Origin of the sequence: Mycolicibacterium sp. 624 (assembly GCF_040548615.1) — a bacterium.
GTDB lineage: Bacteria > Actinomycetota > Actinomycetes > Mycobacteriales > Mycobacteriaceae > Mycobacterium.
Genome location: NZ_JBEPRZ010000008.1, coordinates 320,019 through 341,827, shown reverse-complemented (window position 1 = coordinate 341,827; position 21,809 = coordinate 320,019). Strand labels below are relative to the sequence as shown.

The window sequence follows — 21,809 nt, the reverse complement described above, 5'->3', positions numbered from 1 at the left end:
GTCAGCCGATCGCCATCCCCAGCGCCGCAACGGTCGTCGTCAACTCGAGGGCCGCACCCAGCACATCCCCGGTGATCCCACCGAACCGGCGCACGCAGTGCGCGACGAGTGCCGCGGCCAGAGCGAGCGCCACCAGCACGGCGACCGGGCCCTGCCATGGCCGAGGGGTGGCGAACACGGCCGCCGCGGTGACCAGGGCGACCCAGGCCGCCACCACCCACCACGGTTGGGTGCCCGCGACGCCAGAACCCGACGCGCTGCCCGGTGCGGCGGGCACTGAGCGTCGGCAGGCCAGTACCACCGCCACCCGGCCGGCGGTCACCGCCACCACGATCGCGAGCAGCCCCGATATGGAGAACGTGAGGCCCTGCACCACGATCACCACGGTGACCGCCGCGACCGCGAACGGTCCGGCCGGTCCGTCGCGCATCACGGCGCGCGCACGGTCCGGCGGGCCGTAGCAGCCCAGCCCGTCCGCCGTGTCTGCGAGACCGTCGATATGCAGGCCGCGGGTGATGATCAGCAGCACGGCCACAGCCAGCACGCCCGTCAGCGGGGTGCCCTCGTCGAACCCCCTGGCCGCGGCCCACGTCACGCCCGCCGCCAGGGCGCCGAGTGCGATGCCCACCACCGGCAGAACGGTGAGCGCACCCCGGCCGAACGGTCGGCGCGTGCGAACTGGCAGCACCGTGGCGAACGCGAGTGCCGACGTGAGCGAACCGATCACGGCGCGGGGTCGGCCACGCGGTCGGTCACCTGGGCCTCGCCGAACGTGGCCATCGATGCCAGGGTCGCCACCGCGGCCCGCAGCACGGTCAGGGCCACGGTCGCACCGGTGCCCTCGCCGAGGCGCATCCCGAGGTCGACGATCGGATCCAGTCCCAGCCGCTGCAGCGCGAGGATGTGCGCGGGTTCGGTGGACCGGTGACCGGCCTGCCACCACTGCTTCGCCCCCGGCGCCATGCGGTCCGCGGCGAGGGCGGCCGCGGTCACCACGACACCGTCGAGGAGAAGCGGTGTGCGGCGGATCGCCGCCTGCGCGCAGAAGCCCGCCATCGCGGCAAGGTCGGCACCACCGCAGATTCGAAGCAGCGCAACCGGATCGGTGTATGACGACCGTGCACGGTAGAGGGCATCGCGGACGGCCGCGGTCTTGCGCGCCCAGCCGGCGTCGTCGATGCCGGTTCCGCGACCGACCACGACGACCGGTTCGGTGTCGGTCAGTGCCGCGATCAACGCCGTTGCGGCCGTGGTGTTCCCGATTCCCATGTCACCGGCGATCAGAAGGTCGGCGCCGCCGTCGACCTCTTCGTCTGCGATGTCGCGGCCGGCCTGAACTGCCGCGATGACCTCCTCGACGGACAGCGCGTCCTCGACGGCGACATTGCCGCTGCCACGCCGAATCCGGTGCGCGCCGATCGATGCCGACAGCGGCGCCTCGGTGTCGACGGCGATGTCCACGACCCGCACCCCGGCGCCGGCGACCTCGGCCAGCACGTTGATGGCAGCGCCGCCCGCGGCGAAGTTCGCCACCATCTGCGCCGTGACCTCGGACGGGAACGCCGAGACGCCCGCGGCGGTCACGCCGTGATCGCCGGCGAACACCACCACGCGGGCCCTGTCGAACTGGTGCGGCGGGCACTGGCCCTGGCACGCCGACACCCACACCGAGAGATCCTCGAGGCGGCCGAGCGCGCCGGGCGGCTTGGTGAGTGTGTCCTGGCGGGCACGCGCCGCGGCCTCGGCCTCCGTGTCCGGTGCGATGACGGTGGGGAAGTCGGGGTTTTCCGGGTTTTCGGGGGTGTCGGTCATGTTGGCTCCTTTACGGTGACCGCTTGACCGGCGACGACGAGCACGACGCGTTCGCACAGCTGAGCCAGGCGCTGGTTCAAGGTTCCCAGCGCGTCGGTGAACAGGCGGCCCGACTCCGTCGAGGACACCACGGTGAGACCGACCTCGGGGCTGACCAGCGCCAGTGGCGCCGCGAAACCGTCGACGGCGTCGAGGAGGTCGTCCACGTCACCGGTGATCGCATCCTGGCCACCAGTCCACGCGTCGCGGCGGTCCAGCGCGGCGACCAGCCAGCCGCCCATATCGTCGACGATCGTCGCGGTGGTGGAATCGGCGCGCAGATGTGCTGCGACGTCCGGGCTTTCGACGGTCGACCAGTGCGATGGACGACGCTGCCGGTGCGCTGCCACGCGAACGGACCAGTCCGCATCGTCGGAATCGCTGCCACCGGTGGCCAGATACCGCACGCCTCCCTCGGCGGACGCCTGCGCGATCGCCGACTCGGCCCACGCCGACTTGCCCGAACGGATACCGCCGAGCACGAGAACCCGCACTGCGGTCAGGCGATCTTCGCGCCGCGTTCGACCTGAGGGCGCGGCGCCCGCATGCGGCGCAGCTGCGAGGCACGGCTGGCAGCGTAGAAGCCGAGCTTCCAACCGCTCTCGATGTTGTCCGGGAACTTGGCGTTGACCAGCTTGTTGACCCGGCGGCCGACGAAGAATCCGTCGATCACCATGATCAGCACCAACACGAGCATCGCCGGCGACAGCAGGCGCTGCACCTCGACGGACGGAACGGCCAGCATCACGAAGATCAGTCCGAGCGCGGCGGGCATGAACAGGCCGAGCACGTTGCGGCGGGCGTCCACGATGTCGCGGGCGTAGCGGCGCACCGGCCCCTTGTCGCGGGGAAGCAGATAGCCCTCTTCGCCGGACATCATCTTGGCGCGGCGCTCGGTCATCTCGGCACGCCGTGCTGACTTGTCGGCGCGACGCTCCTCCTTGGACAACTTGGGGCCGCCCAGCTCCTTGCGACGCTTGCGGGCCTCGGCGGAGGTCATCGGAGCAGGCGCCACGGGTCCGCGCTTGCGGGCGGCATCGCTGCGCTTCGGGGTGGGCCGGCCCTTGGGGGCCGTCGTCCGCACGTCCGAAGCGGTGTTCTGATCGACCGACTGATCGACGGATTCGTCGGCCGAAACCGACTCCTCGGGTTGGGAGGTTTCCTTCTTGCGGCCCAGCAGTTTCACGGCACCCAGATTACGTCAGCCGTGAGCGCTCCCGTCATCCCGCCGGTCGGAGCCGGTCATCGCCTGAAATGCACCCGAACAGGTGGAGACCTAGGCTGCTGTGAATGACGGGTCCCCGGCTGCGTGTGCTCATCGCACCCGACTGCTTCGGCGACACCCTCACCGCCGTCGATGCGGCCGAGGCGATCGCGGCCGGCTGGGGTTCGGCCCGCGGATCCGATCACCTCACCCTGGCGCCCCAATCCGACGGCGGTCCCGGTTTCGTCGACGTGCTGGCCAGCAGACTCGGCGAGCTGCACACCACACGGGTGAGTGGTCCACTGGCCGAGGACGTGACCGCCCAGTGGGTTCTGGACGGTGACACCGGCACGGCCTACATCGAGTGCGCGCAGGCCTGCGGTCTCGCGCTGCTCGGTGGCCCACCCAACGTGTCGACCGCGCTTTCCGCGCACAGCAGGGGAGTGGGCCAGCTCATCGCCGCCGCTATCGCCGCCGGGGCCCGCCGCCTCGTCATCGGCCTGGGCGGCAGCGGATGCACCGACGGCGGTCGCGGCCTCGTCGACGCACTCGGCGGGCTGGGCCCGGCAGCCAACCAACTGGCCGGAATCGAGGTGATCGCCGCCACCGATGTCGAGCACCCGCTGCTGGGACCCACGGGCGCGGCCGCGGTGTTCGGCCCGCAGAAGGGTGCTGATCGGGACACCGTCGCCGTCCTTGAGGACAGGCTGACGCAATGGGCCGCCGAGTTGACGGCGCTGGCCGGCCGTGACGTCGCCGGCGAACCCGGCGCGGGTGCGGCGGGCGGTATCGGTGCTGCACTGCTGGCGCTGGGCGGCAGGCGCGAAGCCGGTGCCGCGGTGATCGCCGACTTCACCGGGTTGGCCGACGATGTGGCCGGAGCCGACCTCATCATCACCGGTGAGGGCCGCTTCGATGACCAGTCGCTGCACGGAAAGGTGGTCAGCGCGCTGGCGGCCAGCGCGGCGGGCGATACGCGCGTGCTGGTGCTGGCCGGCCAGGTCACCCTCGATGACGACGCGTTGGGTGCCGCGGGGATCACGGCGGCCCACTCGATCGTCGACTTCGCCGGTTCGGTGCAGGTGGCCATCGACGACGCCGCCAACCAGCTGAGGGGCCTGGCCTGCCAGACCGCCGCCTCGTGGAGTTGAGAGTCGGGAATAGCGGCCCGGCAAGGTACCGTTGAGGTGTCTGAAGCATGAGTATGCACAGGGAGAACCAATGACTGTTCAGCAAGAACCGGCGACCGAGGTCACCACACATGGCGCGACCCTGACAGATGCGGCGGCGGCCAAGGCGAAGTCACTGCTCGATCAGGAGGGGCGCGATGACCTCGCGTTGCGCATCGCGGTTCAGCCGGGCGGCTGCGCCGGCCTCCGCTACAACCTCTTCTTCGACGACAGGACCCTCGACGGCGACCTGACCACCGACTTCGACGGTGTGGGCCTGACCGTCGACCGGATGAGCGCGCCCTACATCCAGGGTGCCGTCATCGACTTCGTCGACACCATCGAGAAGCAGGGCTTCACCATCGACAACCCCAACGCGACCGGGTCCTGCGCCTGCGGCGACTCGTTCAACTGACGGCCTGAGGCTGCGCCCGGGGGCCGGGCGCAGCCAGGCTAGAACTGGCCGGTGCGGGGCAGGTACGAACAGATCAACAGTTCGTCGTCCAGCGTCAGGATCTGCGCGACGCCCTGCCGCTCGGCCTGACCCTGCGCACGCGCGGGTTGAACTTGCATCGTGAACAGCACCTGCGCCTGATTCGGTGACCAGGTGACGACCTTGTCGATTGAGGTCACCTCAGCACTCTTGTACTGGCGGCGGAACGCATCGCTGGCGAGCTTGGCCAGCGACATATCGGCCTTACGGTCCTTGATCTCCTCGAACAGGCCGCAGGACGCATTGCGCGCGACCACTTCGGTGTCGCCGCGGCTCAGAGCATCCATGTACTCCTGAATGGCCGTCTGTGCGCGCGCCGGGGTCACCGTGGCGTCGGTCGCCTCCTCCTGGCCGACGAAGGCCACCAGGGCCGCCACCACCGCAGCGATCACCGCTACCGACAGGATCGCGATCCCGGCGATGAGAAGAGGCTTTCGTCGCCGCGGTTTCGGGTAGGGAACCGGTGGTGGGAGCGCGCCCGGATAGGGCGACGGCACCTGGTCCGGGTACGCGCCCGGGTAGGAGGAAGCTGGCCCGTAACTCCCACCTTGCGGCGGAAAGGGCTGCTGGGGAGACGAATCGGGGTAAGGGTATGGGCCGGCCATGTCGTTGTTAGGCTATCGCATCGACCTGCACTGATGGTGAAACCAAATGCCTGGGCGGGTCCCGCTTCACTTTGAGCAAACGACTTAATGAAAACGAGGAGTGCTTTCGTGACCATTGTGGTGACCGGGTCGATCGCAACTGACCATCTGATGCGATTCCCAGGAAAGTTCTCCGAACAGTTGCTGGCCGATCATCTGCAGAAGGTGTCGCTGAGCTTCCTGGTCGACGATCTCGTGGTGCACCGTGGCGGGGTCGCAGGCAACATGGCGTACGCGATAGGTCTGCTGGGTGGCGACGCCTCACTCGTCGGCGCGGCGGGCAAGGACTTCGATGACTACCGGGAGTGGCTGACATCGCACGGCGTCAACTGTGATGACGTGCTGATCTCGGACACCGCCTACACCGCGCGGTTCGTGTGCACCACCGACGAGGACATGGCGCAGATCGCGTCGTTCTACCCCGGCGCCATGTCGGAGGCCCGCAATATCAAGCTCGCTAACCTTGTGAACCGCACGGGCGCACCGGAACTGGTGATCGTGGGCGCCAATGACCCCGAGACGATGTTCCTGCACACCGAGGAGTGCCGCGAGCTCGGGATCGCGTTCGCCGCAGACCCCTCGCAGCAGCTGGCACGGTTGTCCGGTGAGGAGATCCGCAGGCTCATCGGCGGCGCCACCTACCTGTTCACCAACGACTACGAGTGGGATCTCCTGCTGCAGAAGTCGGGCCTCTCGGAGGACGAGGTGATGAGCCAGATCGGTCTGCGCATCACCACATTGGGCCCCAAGGGCGTCGACCTCGTGTCCAAGGACGGCACCTCGATCCACGTGGGCGTGGTGCCCGAGCTGCACCAGGCCGATCCCACCGGTATTGGCGACGCGTTCCGTGCCGGCTTCCTCACCGGTCGTAGCGCGGGGTTGTCGCTGGAGCGTTCCGCGCAGCTGGCGTCCCTCGTGGCGGTGCTCGTGTTCGAGGCGCCCGGTCCGCAGGAGTGGACCTGGGACAAGGAAACCGCGATGACGCGCATCACCGACGCCTACGGCGCCGAGGCAGGCGCGGAGATCACCGCCGCGCTTGCTTGATTCACGGCTCGCCGTGGTTGCCTGATCCACGGCTCGCCGTGGTTGCCTACAGCTGCACGGGGTAGTGCGGCTCCCCGATCTGCGGGGTCACGCTGTGCTCGACGAATATCGCATGCCAGAGCATGAAGATCAGCACCGTCCACAGTCGCCGACTGTGATCGCTGGCACCGGCACGATGTTCGTCGAGCATGCGGCGCACGGCCGCGATGTCAACGAGGTCACCGGCCTGTGACGACGCGACGGTGGCATACGCCCAGTCGAGCAGTTCGCCGGCACGCAACCAATGCCGGATCGGGACCGGGAAACCCAGCTTCGCCCGGTTGAGGACGTGCGCGGGCACGATCGGCTCCAGGGCGCGGCGCAACGCGAACTTGGTGGTGGCCCTGGTGATCTTCTGGTCGAACGGCAGCCTGGACGCCACAGCGAAGACCTCGGGGTCCAGGAACGGCACACGCAGTTCCAGTGAGTTCGCCATCGTCATCTTGTCGGCCTTGACCAGGATGTCGCCGCGCAACCAGGTGAACAGGTCGATGTGCTGCATCCGCGCGACCGGATCCCAGCCCTCGGACTCCGCATACAGCGGCGCGGTGACATCGGTGTGCGTCCACTCCGGTCGAAACCCGGGCAGCGTCGCGCGCAGCTGATCGTCAGAGAAGCTGCGGGCGTTGCCGTAGTAGCGCTCCTCGAGCGTCAGCGACCCCCGGTGCAACAGGCTCTTTCCGCGCATCCCCTCGGGCAGCGGGCGTGACGCTTTGCCCAGCGAGCGGCGCACCGGTCGGGGGAGGTAGTCGAAGGCCTTCAGCGACAACGGTTCCCGGTAAATGGTGTACCCGCCGAACAATTCGTCGGCGCCCTCGCCGGATAGCACGACCTTGACGTGCTTGCGCGCCTCCCTGGCGATGAAGAACAACGGCACCAGGGCGGGATCCGCGACGGGCTCGTCGAGGTACCAGACGATCTCTGGCAGGGCAGCGACGAACTCGGCCTGGCTGACGACCTTTGTGACATGCCGTGCGCCGATCGCCTCGGCGGAGGCCGCCGCGACATCGACCTCCGAGAAGCCCTCGCGTTCGAAGCCGGTGGTGAACGTGATCAGACGCGGGTTGTGCCGCATGGCCAGCGCCGCGATCGCCGTCGAATCGATGCCGCCGGACAGGAATGCGCCGACGGTGACGTCCGCCCGCATGTGCTTGGCGACGGAGTCCTCGAGGACTGCGGTGATCTCGTCATAGCGAGCCTGCGCGTCGTCACCTGAGGGCGCAAAGGCCTTGGCTGCGAACCGCGGCCTGAAGTACCGCGTCACCTCGGGAGCCTCACCCGGCCGGATCCGCGCGTAGCAGCCCGATTCCAGCCGGCGGATACCCCGGTGCAGCGTCTCGGGTTCCGGTACGTACTGCAGCACGGTGTAGTGCTGCACGGCGCGGTCGTCGATGCCCAGGTCGAGTCCGGCGATGGGCGCGAGGTCCAGGAGCGACTTCTTCTCGCTGCCCACCACCGTCCCGCCGGGCCCGGTTGCCATGAAAAGCGGCTTGATCCCGAACGGGTCACGGGCGCAGAACAACTCGCGTGCCACCGTGTCCCACACCGCGAACGCGAACATGCCCCGGAGCCGGCCGAGCGCCGCGGCCGGACCCCAGTGGTGGTACGCCGCGACGATCGCCTCACCGTCACCGTCGGTGGCGAACGTGGCTCCGTGTGTGGCGGTCAGTTCCTCGCGCAGTTCGAGATAGTTGTAGATCTCGCCGTTGAAAACCAACACGTAGCGGTCGGGGGACTCCGGCGGACCCCACCGCAGCGGCTGGTGGCTGTGCGCGATGTCGATGATCGACAGCCGATTGAAACCCAGGACGACACTCGGGGACGCGTCGTCGTCGGTCCACGTTCCGGGCTCGTCCGGCCCTCGATGGCGCATCAGATGCGATGCACCGGAAACCGCTTCGACCAGCCCAGAGGCGATGTCAGCGGACGGATCGGTCAGGAAGGCCAGCAGTCCGCACACGGCGCAAGTATGCCCAATGGCGCGCTGCGTTGAGACGCGCACCCGCGCACATTCCCCAGTCGCTTCGCTCGCGCCCGCCGCGACATTCCCCGGTCGCTTCGCTCCTGCCCGCCGCGACATTCCCCGGTCGCTTCGCTCCTGCCCGCCGCGACATTCCCCGGTCGCTTCGCTCGCGCCCGCCGGCGTGGTCTACGCTGCGTAGTATTCGCCTGGCCCAACGGACATCTAGGAGGCACCAACGTGACCGCTCGCGGGCTGAAGTTGGTGGTGTTGTCAGCTGTTTTAGGCGGGATGACACTCCTGCTGAGCGGATGCAGTTGGCAGGAGGTGTTCGGCCTCGGTTGGCCAGCTGGCATCACGCCTGAGGCCAAGCTCAACCGTGAGCTGTGGGTCGGGTCGGTCATCGCCTCGTTCGTCGTCGGCGGCATCGTCTGGGTCCTGATCTTCTGGACTAGCGCGTTCCACCGCAAGAAGAAGACGGACACCGAACTGCCCCGTCAGTTCGGCTACAACATGCCGTTGGAACTCGTCCTGACGGTCGTGCCGTTCCTGATCATCTCGGTGCTCTTCTACTTCACCGTTGTGGTGCAGGAGAAGATGCTGCACAAGGACCCCAACCCCGAGGTCGTCATCGACGTCACGGCGTTCCAGTGGAACTGGAAGTTCGGGTACCAGAAGATCGCCTTCGCCGATGGCACGCTCAGCTACGACGGTGTCGACAGCGAGCGCAAGGCCGCCATGACGTCCAAGCCCGAGGGTGTTGACGCCCACGGTGAGGAGCGCGTCGGTCCGATCCGCGGCATGAACCCCGAGGACCGCACCTACCTCAACTTCGACAAGATCGAGACGTTGGGCACCAGCACCGAGATTCCGATCCTGGTGCTGCCCAAGGACAAGCGCGTCGAGTTCCAGATCGCGTCCGCCGACGTCATCCACGGCTTCTGGGTTCCGGAGTTCCTGTTCAAGCGGGACGTCCTGCCGGAGCCCAAGGCCAACAACTCGGACAACATCTTCCAGATCAGCAAGATCGAGGAGACCGGCGCGTTCGTCGGACGTTGCACCGAGATGTGCGGCACCTATCACTCGATGATGAACTTCGAGGTCCGCGTCGTGGAGCCGAACGACTTCAAGGCGTACCTCCAGTTCCGTGAGGACAACCCGAAGGCCTCCAACGCTGACGCGCTGGTTGCCATCGGACTACCGCCGACGGCGGTCACCACCCAGCCGTTCGACACTCGTCGCGGTGAGCAGGCTCCCCAGGCGAGCAAGTAGGTAGGACAAAACCTCATGCATATCGAAGCCAGGCTGTTCGAGTTTCTGACCGCGTTCTTCGCGTTGTGTGCCGTTGGTTATGCCACGCTGACCGCGCTGTACGCCAATGGGGGCGTCGAGTGGGCGGGAACCACCGCGCTGGTCCTCACCACGGGACTGTCACTCATCATCGGCACCTTCTTCCGGTTCGTGGCGCGCCGGCTCGACACGCGCCCCGAGGACTACGAGGACGCCGAGATCGCCGACGGCGCGGGGGAGCTGGGCTTCTTCAGCCCGCACAGCTGGTGGCCCCTGCTGATCGCCCTGTCTGCGTCTGTCACCGCGGTCGCCATGGCGTTGTGGCTGCCCTGGCTGATCGTCGCCGGCGTCGCGTTCGTGATCTCCTCGGTGTCCGGCCTGGTCTTCGAGTACTACACCGGTCCCGAGAAGCACTGACCCGCTGGCCGCCAGGTCACGATACGGGCGAGGTTTGCCCGCGTGCCGCGTCGCGAGGGCCGCTCGCATAGCTGGTTGGGTAGTGTTGCGGGGCACGGTTGGGCAGTCGAGAAGGATAGGCGTAGATGAGCGGGCCGAATCCCCCTGGGCCGGATTCTCCGAAACCGGACGAACCGGCGCACGACGCACCCCGAACAGGTGAGACGGAGATTTACTCCCGGGCGTACTCCGCCCCCGAGTCCGAGCAGTTCCTGAGTGGGCCGTACGTGCCACCCGACCCCGCGCTGTACGACTACGACGCGTACGAGCCCGGTTCTGCACCCGTTGACCAGGAACCACCCAAGTGGCCCTGGGTTGTCGGTGTGGTCGCCATCGTGGCAGCCGTCGCGCTGGTCGTCTCGGTGACATTGCTGGTCGCGCGCACCGACAGCACCGACCTCGCGAACCCGAGCACCACGACCACGTCGGCGTTGCCACCGGTCCAAGACGAGATCACCACCACGACCACGACGCCCCCTCCGCCGCCGCCTCCGCCACCGCCGAGCAGCGAGGAGCCCCCTCCGCCGCCGCCCCCGAGCGAGCCGCCTCCGCCACCTCCCGCCGCAGAGCCGCCTCCGGCACCGACCACAGAGGCGCCTCCTCCACCGCCGCCGCCACCAGCCACGACGACCGCGCCTGCGGGCCCGAGGTTCATCACCTACACGGTGACCGGGACAAAGGCGCCCCTGGACCGGATCTCGGTCACCTACACCGATGCGTCGGGGCGGCAGCGCACCCAGCAGAACGTGTACATCCCGTGGTCGCTGACGGTGACGCCGATCTCGATGTCGGAGTACGGTTCGGTCCAGGCGTCCAGCCTGTTGAGGCTGTCGAAGCTGAATTGCTCGATCACGACGAGCGACGGTCAGACGATCGCATCGCAGCAGAACAACGATTGGCAGACGAGCTGTTGATGGCCGATGACACCAGCGCCGCGCGTGGCTCGCGGCTGAACCCCGAAACGCTCGACCAGACGGACCGGATCCTTCTGGGTGTGTGCGCCGCGCTGTGGCTAATCGCACTTGGTGCGGGGGTGGCGGCCATCGTCGCGCTCGTCGATCTGAGCAGCAACAACGTGGGCACCGGTAGCGAATCCGAGACGCCGTGGCTGCTCTACACGGTCATCGGGGTGTCGGCGGTGGTCATCGTCGCCGCGGTGCCGCTGCTGCTCCGTGCTCGCCGCTCGGCTGCCGAGGGAGCGGGTGCACCGTATGCCGGCCCGCGACCCGACCAGTCCGTCTTCGGCGATCCGGTGCAGACGTCGAACCTGCGTTCCGCGGGTGCGCCGGCCATCCGGCGTCAGCCGGTCCCACCGGCTAGCAGCCGGGTGGGCTTCCCGACGGCCGCTGTCGAACAGATCTATCTGAGGTGCCCCGTGGCGATCGCCAGTGCGATGGGAGCGTCGACCGCGCTCATCGGCCTCGCGACCTATCTGGCGGCCACCGAGCACGAGGCATCGGCGTGGGCAGCCTACGGCGTCGCAGGTGTCATCATCGTGGCCATGCCCGCAGTGCCGGTGTTCTTCCTGCGCCAGCTGCGCGCTGTCCTCGCCTGACGCTTTACGCCTTCCGCCTGATGGCCTGATGGCCTGACGCCACACGGCGCCGCACCCCTCACACCTTTCGCCGAAACCGTCGTCCCTGTCGCTGACTCGGCGGTTTTACAGCCCTGTGTGTGGTCTCGGTGGGGGAGTGAGGCGGGTTGTCGCGAGCTGAGCCACTCGGTTGGGGTCACTCGGTTGAGGTCTACTCGGGTGAGTCAACCGCCGCGATACTGCGCTGAGGGGCGTTGTGGCGGCGGCAGTTTCACAGCCCTGTGCGCACTCTCAGCGGGTGATCACAACGGGCCCACAAAGCAGTAACGCCGACTACGCGAAGGCGTAGCCGGCGTTACTGCCTGAGGGCTGAAACTCAGTGATGGCCGTTCGGCGAACCGTTACCGCTGGGGGAAGTGCCGAACTCCTCGTCCTGGTACTCCTTGAGCGCGGTGAGCGACTTGCGCTCGGACGCGTGCTCGGCCTCTGCGAGTGCCTCGCTCTCGGACTTCGGATCGGGGAACAGGAAGCTACCGCTACCCGTCGCTCCGCCGGAGCCCAACTTGTTCATGCGCTTGGGCAGCGGTGCACCCTGGTACTCGAGCGGGATCGGGTGACCGTGATCGTCGACCGGGCCCAAGGGCTGGTGCAGTTCGATGTAGGCACCCTGAGGCAGGCGCTTGAGGATGCCCGTCTCAATGCCGTGCTCAAGCACCGCGCGGTCACTGCGCTGCAGTCCAACACACCACCGGTAAGTGATGTAGTAGACGATCGCGGGCAGAACCACCATGCCGATGCGGCCGATCCACGTCGTCGCGTTCAGCGAGATGTGGAACTTCAGCGCGATGATGTCGTTCATGCACATGAACGTCAGCACCAGGTAGAACGCGATGGCCATGGCACCGATGCCGGTACGGACCGGTGCGTCACGCGGACGCTGCAGCAGGTTGTGGTGTGCCCTGTCGCCGGAGAACTTCTTCTCCAGGAACGGATACATCGTCAGCAGGCCGAGGATCAGCCCCATGAACACCGCGACCCATACCGACTGCGGAATGGTGTGGCCCCACGGGTAGAACTCCCACGCCGGCCAGATACGGGCCAGACCGTCGGTCCACATCATGTAGAAGTCGGGCTGGCTGCCCGCTGAGATCTGCGACGGCTTGTACGGGCCGAGGACCCAGATCGGGTTGATCTGCAGCAGACCGCCCATCAGTCCGAGGATGCCGGTAGTCATGGCGAAGAACGCGCCGGACTTCACGGCGAACACCGGCATGACTCGAACACCGACGACGTTCTTCTCGGTGCGGCCGGGACCGGGGAACTGGGTGTGCTTCTGGAACCAGACCAATGCCAGGTGAGCGCCGATGAGCGCCAACATGATTCCGGGAAGCAACAGGATGTGCAGTGCGTACAGCCTCGGGATGATGATCATCCCGGGGAAGTCGCCGCCGAACAGTGCCCAGTGCAACCAGGTGCCGATCACCGGCATACCCAACGTGATTGACGAGAACGCGGCGCGCAGGCCGGTGCCCGACAGCAGGTCGTCGGGCAGCGAGTAGCCGAAGTAGCCCTCGAACATCGCCAGGATCAGCAGCAGCGAGCCGATCACCCAGTTGGCCTCGCGGGGCCTGCGGAATGCGCCGGTGAAGAAGATGCGGGCCAGGTGGACCATGATCGACGCCGCGAACAGCAGCGCAGCCCAGTGGTGGATCTGGCGGACGAACAGACCGCCGCGCACCTCGAAGCTGATATCGAGTGTCGACGCGTACGCCCTCGACATCTGGACGCCGTTGAGCGGCTGGTAGACACCGTGATAGGTGACCTCGGCCATCGACGGGTCGAAGAACAGCGTCAGGTACACGCCGGTGATCAGCAGCACGATGAAGCTGTACAAGGCGATCTCACCGAGCAGGAACGACCAGTGCGTCGGGAATACCTTGTTGAGCTGCCGCCGAACCGCCGCGGACGGGTGGTAGCGCGAATCGATCGCGTCACCCTGCGCTGCGGCCATGGCGCCTAGCTTTGAACCACTCTGTGGACTCATGACGTTCGCTCCCAGAATGCCGGTCCGACGGGTTCGATGAAGTCACCGTTGGCGACCAGATACCCGTCCTTGTCGATGGTTACGGGAAGTTGTGCGAGTGCACGTGCCGCGGGGCCGAAGATCGGCTTCGCGAAGTGCAGTGCGTCGAACTGCGACTGATGGCAGGGGCACAGGATCCGGTACGTCTGCTGCTCGTAGAGCGACGACGGGCAACCGAGGTGGCTGCAGACCTTCGTGTAGGCGTACAGATCGCCGAAGTTGAAGCTCTCCTGGCCCTGGCGCTTGACCACGCGAGTCACGTCCTCGGGCCGGATGCGGATGAGCATCACGGGATTCCGGACGCCCATGGCGATCTCGGTCAGCTTGTGCGACGACTCGACGGTGGTGCCGTCGCCGTCGGACGCCCGCCACGGGAACACCGTCTCCATGCCGCCTGCGTCGAGGTCCTCGGGTCGCATCTTCACGAACGGGGACTCACCGGGGATACCGGTGGCGCGGGCCATGTAGATGGTCTCGCCGTGGAAGCGGGGAGTCCACCCCGAGGTCCACAGCATCGCCTTCTTGCCCTCGGCGGTGGGAACGACTGGCTTCCACGGGTTCTTGATCAGGCCGCCGATGAAGGCGACCGCCGTGCCGGCGCCGAAGGCACCGAGGCCGATGCCCAGCGACAGGCCAACCAGCTTGCGCCGCTTGATCGTCGAGGCCTCGAGGGTGTCAGTGAGGTTGGCCGCGATGGTCTTGCGGTCGAGCTCGGAGGAAGCGCCGTCGTGGCGATCCTGGATCGAGATCTCCTCGGGAATGAACTTCTTCTGGTAGAGCACCGCGCCGATACCGATGGCGAGCACCGACAGGCCGAAGGTCAGGCCGTACAGCGGGGTGGCGAGGGTGTAGATGCGCTCACCCTCGGCGCCGAAGGGCTTGTACTCCCACGGCCAGAAGATGAAGACCAGTAGCAGGGCGAGGCCCGAGATCCCGCCCAGCAGAAGCCAGTACGAGACCAAGCGCTCGGCACGCTTCTCGGCCTTGGTGCCCTCGACAGGCCAGCGCGGCTCCTTGAAGACGGTCTCAACACCGTCGATCCTGCCGCCAAGGGCGACCAGTTCCTCGCGCGACATCTTCGCCAATTCGGCGTCGGTGGGGCGCTTCACCTCGTCACTCATGCTCGTGATCCGATCCACATTGCCGCGCCGATGACGGCGACCATTCCAATGATCCAGGCTGCCATGCCCTCGGTGGTGGGGCCGAAGCCGCCGAGGCCGTAGCCACCGGGGTCAGGCGTGTTCGCTGCCTCGTGCACATACGCGACGATGTCCCGCTTCTCCTCGGGGGAGAGCTGCCGGTCGGAGAACTTCGGCATGTTCTGGGGGCCGGTGAGCATCGCGGTGAAGATCTGCGCGGGTTCCTTCGACGCCTCACCGAGGTCGGGTGCGTACTTGCCGGAGGACAGCGCGCCGCCCTTGCCAGTGAAGTTGTGGCACGACGCGCAGTTCAGGCGGAACAGGTCGCCACCGCGGGCGACGTTGTCTCCAAGGAGCGACTCGTGGGCGATGCCACCGTTGGCGTCACGGGGGACGACCGGGCCGCCGCCGTTTGCCTGGATGTAGGCGCCGAGCGCGTCGATCTGGTGCTCGTCGAAGACCGGGGCCTTGCGAGGCGCCTGAGCCTCACCGCGCATGGCGGGCATGCGGCCGGTGGAGACCTGGAAGTACACCGCCGCCTCGCCGGTGCCGATGAGGCTCGGTCCGCGATCGGGCACGCCTTGGAGATTGGCGCCATGGCACGTGATGCAGGACGTGTCGAAAAGCTGCTTGCCCGTGCGCAACAGGGCCATCTGCGACTCGTCGGCCTGGGCGACCTGAGGCTTGGGCGTCAGGGTCGCTGCGAGAGCGCCGGCGAATGCGAGTCCAATCAGAAGCAGTACGCCTGCGGACAGGCGTCGGCGCAACCGACGTCGGGACTTGCTGGTCATCGAACCCCTTCTCATCGGCGAGCCAATCATCGGACGAAGTAGATGACGGCGAACAGAGCGATCCACACGATGTCGACGAAGTGCCAGTAGTAGGACACGACGATCGCGGCGGTGGCCTGGGCCGGGGTGAACTTGCTCATCCTGGTGCGCATCAGCAGCAGCACGAAGGCGATGAGGCCGCCGATCACGTGCAGGCCGTGGAACCCGGTGGTCAGATAGAACACCGATCCGTAGGCGCTGCCCGGAATGGTGGTGCCCTCCGCGACCAGGTGGTAGTACTCGTAGCCCTGGCCGAGGACGAAGAACGTGCCCATCACCAGGGTGACCATGTACCACCGGCGCAGTCCGTAGACGTCGCCACGCTCAGCCGCGAACACGCCCATCTGGCACGTGAACGACGACGCGATCAGCACCAGCGTCACGGGTACCGCGAGCGCGAGATTGAGTTCTGTGGGGTGCGGGGGCCAGTCACCGCCCGCCTGGGCCCGTGCCGTGAAGTACATGGCAAACAGGCCAGCAAAGAACATCAACTCGCTCGAAAGCCAAACTATGGTGCCAACACTTACCATGTTGGGCCTGTTCAGCGAATGAACTCGCGACGTGATCGCGGTTCCAGAAGTCCCTACAACGCTCGTCACACATGAAGTATGACGCTTTGTAGTTGTCCAACTCCACCCGGGTCGCGAGATTCGTCATAAACGTGTCGCAACAACGGTGGCCATCGCCGGTTGGGCCCCGTGGCGATGGCGTTAGGCTCACCGGCGTGTCTTCCGACGATTCCCCCACCTGGGCCCAGATCCTCGGCCGTCTGACGACGGTTCAGCCGCTGCTTCCCGGACAGGCGGCCTGGGCGATGGATCAGATCATGACGGGAGTCGCGACACCCGCTCAGATCGCTGGCTTCGCCGTGGCGATGAAGATGAAGCGGCCGACCTCGGCTGAGGTGTCGGAGCTGGCCGACATCATGCTCCGGCACGCGCGGCGTGTGCCCACCGATGTGATCGGGCGCGAGACGGTGGACGTGGTGGGTACCGGCGGTGACGGTGCCAACACGGTGAACCTGTCGACGATGGCCTCGATCGTGGTGGCGGCGTGCGGCGTGCCCGTGATCAAGCATGGCAATCGCGCCGCGTCCTCCCTTTCGGGTGGTGCTGACACTCTCGAGGCGCTCGGGGTGAAGATCGACCTCGGCCCCGACGATGTCGCGCGCAGCGTCGCCGAGGTTGGTATCGGCTTCGCCTTCGCGCCGCAGTTCCATCCCTCCTACCGGCACGCGTCGGTGGTCCGTCGCGAGATCGGTGTGCCCACGGTCTTCAACCTGCTTGGACCGCTGGCCAACCCAGCGTCACCGCGGGCCGGACTGATCGGCTGCGCTTGGGCGGACCTGTCCGAGGTGATGGCGGGTGTGTTCGCTCAGCGTGGCTCCAGTGTCCTGGTGGTGCACGGCGATGACGGCCTCGACGAGTTGACCACCACGACCACAAGCACGATCTGGCGGGTCCAGGCGGGCACCGTGGAACGACTGACCTTCGATCCCGCGGCGTTCGGTTTCGCGAGGGCTCACCTCAGTGAGCTGATGGGCGGCGACGCCGAGACCAACGCGGTATCGGTGCGCGAGGTGTTCGGTGGCGCCAAGGGGCCGGTTCGCGATGCGGTGGTGCTCAACGCCGCCGGTGCGATGGTCGCCCACGCCGGACTGTCCAGTGACGCCAAGTGGGTGCCGGCGTGGGAGGCCGGGTTGGCACGTGCCACCGAGGCCATCGACTCCGGTGCGGCCCAGCAGCTGCTCGGGCGCTGGGCGCGGTTCACCCAGAAGCGCTGAGGCGCACGGGTTTCGGTGTCGGCGCGGTCCCGTACCGGTCGTCGAGTTCCGTATCGGAACCGGCCTGGGCGGCGAGTCGCGCTGAGCGGGCCAGGGCAGCCCAGTCCGCGAGTCCTCCGGCGGCTCCCAGGGGGCTGGCGTAGCCGTCGTCCGCGCGCACGATCCGCACCCCCGGGTGGCCCAACCAGCGCGCGATGAGCGCGGTCTCCTCGACCATGGCCCCGCCCAACGGCGCGGGCGCCGGCAGGATGGTCTGGGCCGCAGCGCATATCGCGTCGACCACGGGCATCGGTGGGACGCCCCGCCTGGCACTGCCCGCCGAGCTGAGTTGGCCACGCCGGACGACCGCGAGGTGCCACCCGCCCGCGCCGTCGGGGCGTGCGGCGACCAACTCCTCGACCGCGACCAGCGCGTGTAGCCGCTGCCCCCGCCAGAGCGCATCGATGGCCGTCGCCGCGTGATCACGTAACCGTGCTGCCGTCTCGTAGCGTCCGCGTCGTGCGAGATCTTCAACCTCGGCGAGCGCATCGCACAGTGCCGTCCGTTCGGCGCCGTCGATCAGGCGTTGGGCTCGCGTGGGCGCCGGAGCGTAGTCAGCGACCCCAACGTCGCGTACCGCCGGACACGGCGCCAATTCCCTTTCGGGGCAAGCCGGTCCATGGTGCGCCGTACGGGACAGCCGCGACGTACACGTCCGCACCCCGGTGAACCGGGCCAGCAGCGCGGCGGTCTCGGCGGCGTCGGCGCGCGCCCGGAACGGGCCGACGACTCGGTCGTGCGTGGGTCTGCGCACGACCGAGAAGCGGGGGAATGGCTCGTCGGTGAGGACGACCCACCACCACTTGTGCGGGAACTTCGACCGTCGGTTGTACGGCGGTGCGTGCGCGGCGAGCAGGCGCAGTTCCCGCACGCCCGCCTCCAGGTCGTGGGCGCACTCGACGTGGGCGACGGCAGAGGCCAGCGCCACCATCTCCTTCATGCGTGTGCGTGGGTCGGCGCCCGTGAAGTACTGCGCAACGCGGCGGTGCAGGTCGACGGACGTGCCGACATAGAGCACCTCGTCGCTCGGACCGCGGAACAGGTACACGCCGGGTCGCCGGGGCAGGCCTGCCGCGAGATGGCGCTTGCCGCGTTGGGCCGGTGTGACGTTGGGCAGGTACGTGCGTAGCTCGGGAAACGTGTGCACGCCCTGATTGCCCACACGCTCGATCAGGCCGTGCAGGACATCGACGGTGGCGCGGGCGTCGTCGAGGGCACGGTGGTTCGGCGTGGTGCTGGCGCTGAACAACTGGGCCAGTGCCGAGAGTCGGACGCTGGGCGCCTCGTCGCGCGTCAGAACCCTGCGCGCGAGCTTGACAGTGCACAGCACCGGCGGCTGTGGCCAGGCGATATCGCACCGCTTGGCGGCGGCCTTGAGGAAGCCGATGTCGAACCCGGCGTTGTGCGCCACGAGGACGGCGCCTCGGGCGAACTCGAGGAAGGACGGCAGCACCGACTCGATGCGCGGCGCGTCGCACACCATTGCCGTGGTGATCCCGGTCAGCGCGACGATCTGGGGTGGGATGGCCCGTCCCGGATCGACCAGCGTGCCGAGTTCACCGATGATCTCTCCGCCGCGCACCTTGACCGCGCCGATCTCGGTGATCTGGTCGTGGTCGCCGCGGCCCGGCGCACTCTCGGTCGCACGTCCTCCGGTGGTCTCCAGATCGACCACGACGAATGTGGTGTCGCGCAGCGCCAGCCCGTCCATCGCGACGTCCATGTCGAGTGCCAGCTGCTCGGCCTCGGCAAGATTCGGTCGACCCACGGCAGTGACGCTAGGCCCCGCGACTGACATGCGTGTAGTTCGCGGCCCGCACCCGTCGGCGCACGGCGGACCTTGTCGGGGGGTGTCGTTAGCGTCCGAGTCAACTCGAAGTGAGAGGAGTGCTGACATGGCACCTAACGACACGCCGGACACCGGCAGTGACACCGGCAGCGTCATCATCGACTGTGACGACTGCGCGGTGCGGGGACACGGATGCAAGGACTGCGTCATCAGTGTTTTGCTGGGCGTCCCCGAGACGCTGCGCCCCGACGAACAGCGGGCGTTGGAAGTCTTGGCTGATGTGGGCCTGGCCCCAAGACTGCGGCTGGTTCCCATCCATCGTCATGGTCAATCCGGGGTTGCCTGAACGCACCGCAACGCATTCACAGCGAAAAAAAGTCCTTGCGCCTGTTAAATTTGCCTCTTCTGTTGGACAAGCCCGATGCCGTTTCGTAACCTATCTGAGACCTAACAGAAGTTCGACGGCTCGCAACGGCAGTTGAAGGACGCATAAATCTTGAGGTTCGACCGCACACACATGAGCACACGTGGAATTCGTCGACCCCTTGCAGGCGCCATCGCCGGAATTGCCGTCTTCTCCGGCATTCTCGCGGGCAATGTGCAGGCTGATCCCGCCGATGACGCCCTGGCAAAGCTCAACGAACTGTCCCGCGAGGCGGAACAGTCCACCGAGGCGATGCACAGCGCCCAGCTTGACCTCGACGCAAAGGTGGCTGCGCAGCAGAACGCCGATGCACAGCACGGCGCGGACATGGCCGCGGCAGACGCCGCGCAGACGCAGCTGGCAACGTTCCAGAAGGCTGTCGACAGAGTTGCTGCCGCCCAGTACATGGGTGGCCGCACCGACGGACTCGACGCGATGTTGACCGCAGATTCGCCCCAGAAACTGATCGACCAGCTTGCCGTCCAGCGCGTGATGGCGACCGAGATGTCGGTACAGATGAAGAACTTCCGGACGGTCAGCGAGCAGGCGCTGCGCACCCGTGAGGCGTCCGCCAAGTCGGCTGCCGATGCCAAGACCGCAGCCGAGCAGGCCGCGGCCGTCCGCGCAGAACTGCAATCCAAGCAAAGCAAGCTGCAGGTGCAGATCGCGGTCGTCAAGTCTCAGTACACGGCGCTCACGCCGGCCCAGCGCGAGGCGCTGGCCGCGATCCCGCCGATTCCGCCCCCGCCGGGCGCGGTTCCGCCGGGTGATGGCGGTCCCGAGATCCTGGCGGCTGCCCCTGGCGGCAACATCGGCTTGCCCGAGGGCGCTGTGGTCATGCCCGGCGGCGGTCCCGAAGGACAGACGGCCGTACAGGCCGCGCTTACTCGCATCGGATCGCCATACTCCTGGGGCGGGTCAGGCCCCAACGCCTTCGACTGCTCCGGGCTGGTGATGTGGGCCTTCGGTCAGGCCGGCGTCAACCTCCCGCACTCCAGTCAGGCCCTGGCTCGGGGCGGCCAGGCGGTGTCGATGGATCAGATGCAGCCAGGTGATCTGGTCACCTATTACTCCGATGCATCCCACGTCGGCATCTACATCGGGGACGGCATGATGGTGCATGCGTCCACCTACGGCTCGCCGGTTGCGGTCGCGCCGGTCAACAATGCGCCGATCCACAACGTTCGCCGGTACTGAGTCCAGCGGTACTGAGTTCACTGGCACAAGACGTCCCTTACTGGCTCTGGTCCTGCTCGTCGAGTTGGTCGCTGCCGTCGTCCTGCTCACCCGGGCGACACCTGCGATAACCACGACACCGGCACCGCCCGCTGCCGTCGTGGCGCCGAACCCACCTGCGGCCTCCACCGAGCACGTCGTGCTGCGCGACGGCCGCACCGCGGAGATCCTTGTCCTTCCCGGCCCGGGGACGGTCGGCCTGGCCGACCGCATACGAGGAGACCTCGACGATGTGGCCGACGCGGTCACCGCGTTCTGGGGCGACGACTGGCGACGTGACATCGCCGTGGTCGTCACCGGCACGGACGAGCAGTTCGCCGCCATGGGTGGCGGGGGTTCCGATATCGCCGCGGCGACGACCTCGGAGCGCATCGTGTTCGCCCCCGGAGCGGCAGGCATGAGCGACGCATCGTTGCGAATCGTGTTGCGCCACGAACTCTTCCACCATGCGGCACGGCACGTCACCGCCGCCGATGCACCGCGCTGGCTCACCGAGGGCGTGGCCGACTACGTCGGGCGGCCACCGATCCCGCTGCCCGGCCCCGCGGCCGCCGCCGACCTGGCTCGGCTGCCGACCGACGTCGACCTGGACACGCCCGGCGCTGCCCGGTCGCTGGCGTACGACAGGGCGTGGTGGTTCAGCCGGTTCATCGCCGACCGCTATGGCCCTGACGGCTTGCGCAGGCTGTACCTGGCGACCTGCGGTATGGGGCACACCGACATTGCCGACGGGCTGCGCGATGTGTTGGGCGTACAGCTGGATGAGGTGCTGATCGCGTGGCGGCAGTGGCTCAACGGCTAG

Annotated in this window: 22 protein-coding genes; 11 read left to right on the top strand and 11 right to left on the bottom strand. The window is 67.5% G+C overall.

The features are described from left to right. Nucleotide 1 precedes the first annotated feature (1 nt). From ABIA65_RS28325 to ABIA65_RS28310, 4 genes are read right to left on the bottom strand one after another with little or no spacing between them, the layout of a single operon-like run. Entirely contained in the window at nt 2-727 is a 726-nt protein-coding gene (locus ABIA65_RS28325; RefSeq protein ID WP_354525610.1) for an adenosylcobinamide-GDP ribazoletransferase, read from the bottom strand. After that, the gene (cobT, locus tag ABIA65_RS28320; RefSeq protein ID WP_354525609.1) at nt 724-1,812 is read right to left on the bottom strand and encodes a nicotinate-nucleotide--dimethylbenzimidazole phosphoribosyltransferase; all 1,089 of its coding nucleotides are present in this window, start codon (nt 1,810-1,812) and stop codon (nt 724-726) included. Before cobT ends, ABIA65_RS28325 begins: the two co-directional genes overlap by 4 nt. Then, a complete protein-coding gene (locus ABIA65_RS28315; protein WP_241404707.1) occupies nt 1,809-2,345 on the bottom strand; it encodes a bifunctional adenosylcobinamide kinase/adenosylcobinamide-phosphate guanylyltransferase in 537 nt (178 codons plus the stop codon). Before ABIA65_RS28315 ends, cobT begins: the two co-directional genes overlap by 4 nt. A gap of 5 nt (nt 2,346-2,350) precedes the next feature. Beyond that, a complete protein-coding gene (locus tag ABIA65_RS28310; protein WP_241404708.1) occupies nt 2,351-3,037 on the bottom strand; it encodes a DUF3043 domain-containing protein in 687 nt (228 codons plus the stop codon). 104 nt (nt 3,038-3,141) lie between these two features. Between ABIA65_RS28310 and ABIA65_RS28305 the strand changes: the two genes are divergently transcribed. Next, nucleotides 3,142-4,206: a glycerate kinase family protein gene (locus ABIA65_RS28305; protein WP_241404709.1), complete on the top strand. Its 1,065-nt coding sequence runs from the start codon at nt 3,142-3,144 to the stop codon at nt 4,204-4,206. Nucleotides 4,207-4,276: 70 nt separating this feature from the next. Then, complete coding sequence (locus ABIA65_RS28300) at nt 4,277-4,639, top strand: iron-sulfur cluster assembly accessory protein (RefSeq protein ID WP_241404710.1); 363 nt, start codon at nt 4,277-4,279, stop codon at nt 4,637-4,639. 38 nt (nt 4,640-4,677) lie between these two features. On the opposite strand, the gene ABIA65_RS28295 is transcribed toward ABIA65_RS28300, so the two are convergent. Continuing rightward, a complete protein-coding gene (locus ABIA65_RS28295) occupies nt 4,678-5,214 on the bottom strand; it encodes an Rv0361 family membrane protein (protein ID WP_241404711.1) in 537 nt (178 codons plus the stop codon). Between the two features lie 216 nt (nt 5,215-5,430). On the opposite strand from ABIA65_RS28295, the gene ABIA65_RS28290 reads away from it, so the two are divergent. Continuing rightward, nucleotides 5,431-6,405: a carbohydrate kinase family protein gene (locus ABIA65_RS28290; protein WP_241404712.1), complete on the top strand. Its 975-nt coding sequence runs from the start codon at nt 5,431-5,433 to the stop codon at nt 6,403-6,405. Nucleotides 6,406-6,451: 46 nt separating this feature from the next. Here ABIA65_RS28290 and asnB read toward each other — a convergent pair whose 3' ends face one another. Continuing rightward, entirely contained in the window at nt 6,452-8,404 is a 1,953-nt protein-coding gene (gene asnB, locus ABIA65_RS28285; RefSeq protein ID WP_354525608.1) for an asparagine synthase (glutamine-hydrolyzing), read from the bottom strand. Nucleotides 8,405-8,644: 240 nt separating this feature from the next. Here asnB and ctaC point away from each other — a divergent pair, with 240 nt between their 5' ends. The 4 genes from ctaC to ABIA65_RS28265 all read left to right on the top strand — a co-directional run bounded on the left by ctaC (nt 8,645) and on the right by ABIA65_RS28265 (nt 11,705). Beyond that, on the top strand, nt 8,645-9,676 hold the full coding sequence (gene ctaC / locus ABIA65_RS28280) for an aa3-type cytochrome oxidase subunit II (protein ID WP_371747030.1): 1,032 nt from the start codon (nt 8,645-8,647) through the stop codon (nt 9,674-9,676). 15 nt (nt 9,677-9,691) lie between these two features. Then, nucleotides 9,692-10,111, top strand: a complete 420-nt coding sequence (locus tag ABIA65_RS28275) for a cytochrome c oxidase subunit 4 (RefSeq protein WP_241404715.1) — start codon at nt 9,692-9,694, stop codon at nt 10,109-10,111. Between the two features lie 125 nt (nt 10,112-10,236). After that, nucleotides 10,237-11,064, top strand: coding sequence for an MmpS family transport accessory protein (locus ABIA65_RS28270; protein WP_241404716.1), 828 nt, complete (start codon nt 10,237-10,239; stop codon nt 11,062-11,064). Then, nucleotides 11,064-11,705, top strand: coding sequence for a DUF2561 family protein (locus tag ABIA65_RS28265; protein WP_241404717.1), 642 nt, complete (start codon nt 11,064-11,066; stop codon nt 11,703-11,705). The genes ABIA65_RS28270 and ABIA65_RS28265 overlap by 1 nt, the downstream gene beginning before the upstream one ends. Nucleotides 11,706-12,060: 355 nt before the next feature. Here ABIA65_RS28265 and qcrB read toward each other — a convergent pair whose 3' ends face one another. From qcrB to ctaE, 4 genes are read right to left on the bottom strand one after another with little or no spacing between them, the layout of a single operon-like run. Next, a complete protein-coding gene (gene qcrB / locus ABIA65_RS28260; protein ID WP_241404718.1) occupies nt 12,061-13,728 on the bottom strand; it encodes a cytochrome bc1 complex cytochrome b subunit in 1,668 nt (555 codons plus the stop codon). Beyond that, nucleotides 13,725-14,888 (bottom strand): cytochrome bc1 complex Rieske iron-sulfur subunit, encoded by a 1,164-nt coding sequence (qcrA, locus tag ABIA65_RS28255; protein WP_241404719.1) that lies wholly within the window; start codon nt 14,886-14,888, stop codon nt 13,725-13,727. Before qcrA ends, qcrB begins: the two co-directional genes overlap by 4 nt. Then, the gene (qcrC, locus tag ABIA65_RS28250) at nt 14,885-15,697 is read right to left on the bottom strand and encodes a cytochrome bc1 complex diheme cytochrome c subunit (RefSeq protein ID WP_354525607.1); all 813 of its coding nucleotides are present in this window, start codon (nt 15,695-15,697) and stop codon (nt 14,885-14,887) included. The genes qcrA and qcrC overlap by 4 nt, the downstream gene beginning before the upstream one ends. A 26-nt stretch (nt 15,698-15,723) precedes the next feature. Beyond that, nucleotides 15,724-16,335: an aa3-type cytochrome oxidase subunit III gene (ctaE, locus tag ABIA65_RS28245; protein WP_241404721.1), complete on the bottom strand. Its 612-nt coding sequence runs from the start codon at nt 16,333-16,335 to the stop codon at nt 15,724-15,726. A 125-nt stretch (nt 16,336-16,460) separates the two neighbouring features. Here ctaE and trpD point away from each other — a divergent pair, with 125 nt between their 5' ends. Then, nucleotides 16,461-17,519, top strand: coding sequence for an anthranilate phosphoribosyltransferase (trpD, locus tag ABIA65_RS28240; RefSeq protein ID WP_241404722.1), 1,059 nt, complete (start codon nt 16,461-16,463; stop codon nt 17,517-17,519). Here the strand turns inward: trpD and ABIA65_RS28235 are convergent. Then, nucleotides 17,503-19,326, bottom strand: a complete 1,824-nt coding sequence (locus ABIA65_RS28235; protein WP_354525606.1) for a DEDD exonuclease domain-containing protein — start codon at nt 19,324-19,326, stop codon at nt 17,503-17,505. The genes trpD and ABIA65_RS28235 overlap by 17 nt on opposite strands. Nucleotides 19,327-19,453: 127 nt before the next feature. Here ABIA65_RS28235 and ABIA65_RS28230 point away from each other — a divergent pair, with 127 nt between their 5' ends. The 3 genes from ABIA65_RS28230 (at nt 19,454) to ABIA65_RS28220 (ending at nt 21,809) form a co-directional block, all read left to right on the top strand. Then, on the top strand, nt 19,454-19,693 hold the full coding sequence (locus ABIA65_RS28230; protein ID WP_241404724.1) for a hypothetical protein: 240 nt from the start codon (nt 19,454-19,456) through the stop codon (nt 19,691-19,693). A 150-nt stretch (nt 19,694-19,843) separates the two neighbouring features. After that, nucleotides 19,844-20,968 (top strand): peptidoglycan hydrolase RipC, encoded by a 1,125-nt coding sequence (gene ripC / locus ABIA65_RS28225; RefSeq protein ID WP_502919627.1) that lies wholly within the window; start codon nt 19,844-19,846, stop codon nt 20,966-20,968. Beyond that, the gene (locus ABIA65_RS28220) at nt 20,937-21,809 is read left to right on the top strand and encodes a peptidase (RefSeq protein ID WP_354525604.1); all 873 of its coding nucleotides are present in this window, start codon (nt 20,937-20,939) and stop codon (nt 21,807-21,809) included. The genes ripC and ABIA65_RS28220 overlap by 32 nt, the downstream gene beginning before the upstream one ends.

Bases quoted from the DNA above. Each gene is read 5' to 3' on its own strand.
- cobT (WP_354525609.1), bottom strand. From the start codon at position 1,812: ATGACCGACACCCCCGAAAACCCGGAAAACCCCGACTTCCCCACCGTC.
- ABIA65_RS28305 (WP_241404709.1), top strand. From the start codon at position 3,142: ATGACGGGTCCCCGGCTGCGTGTGCTCATCGCACCCGACTGCTTCGGC.
- ABIA65_RS28300 (WP_241404710.1), top strand. From the start codon at position 4,277: ATGACTGTTCAGCAAGAACCGGCGACCGAGGTCACCACACATGGCGCG.
- ABIA65_RS28275 (WP_241404715.1), top strand. From the start codon at position 9,692: ATGCATATCGAAGCCAGGCTGTTCGAGTTTCTGACCGCGTTCTTCGCG.
- ABIA65_RS28270 (WP_241404716.1), top strand. From the start codon at position 10,237: ATGAGCGGGCCGAATCCCCCTGGGCCGGATTCTCCGAAACCGGACGAA.
- ABIA65_RS28265 (WP_241404717.1), top strand. From the start codon at position 11,064: ATGGCCGATGACACCAGCGCCGCGCGTGGCTCGCGGCTGAACCCCGAA.
- qcrB (WP_241404718.1), bottom strand. From the start codon at position 13,728: ATGAGTCCACAGAGTGGTTCAAAGCTAGGCGCCATGGCCGCAGCGCAG.
- qcrA (WP_241404719.1), bottom strand. From the start codon at position 14,888: ATGAGTGACGAGGTGAAGCGCCCCACCGACGCCGAATTGGCGAAGATG.
- qcrC (WP_354525607.1), bottom strand. From the start codon at position 15,697: ATGACCAGCAAGTCCCGACGTCGGTTGCGCCGACGCCTGTCCGCAGGC.
- ABIA65_RS28230 (WP_241404724.1), top strand. From the start codon at position 19,454: ATGGCACCTAACGACACGCCGGACACCGGCAGTGACACCGGCAGCGTC.
- ABIA65_RS28220 (WP_354525604.1), top strand. From the start codon at position 20,937: ATGCGCCGATCCACAACGTTCGCCGGTACTGAGTCCAGCGGTACTGAG.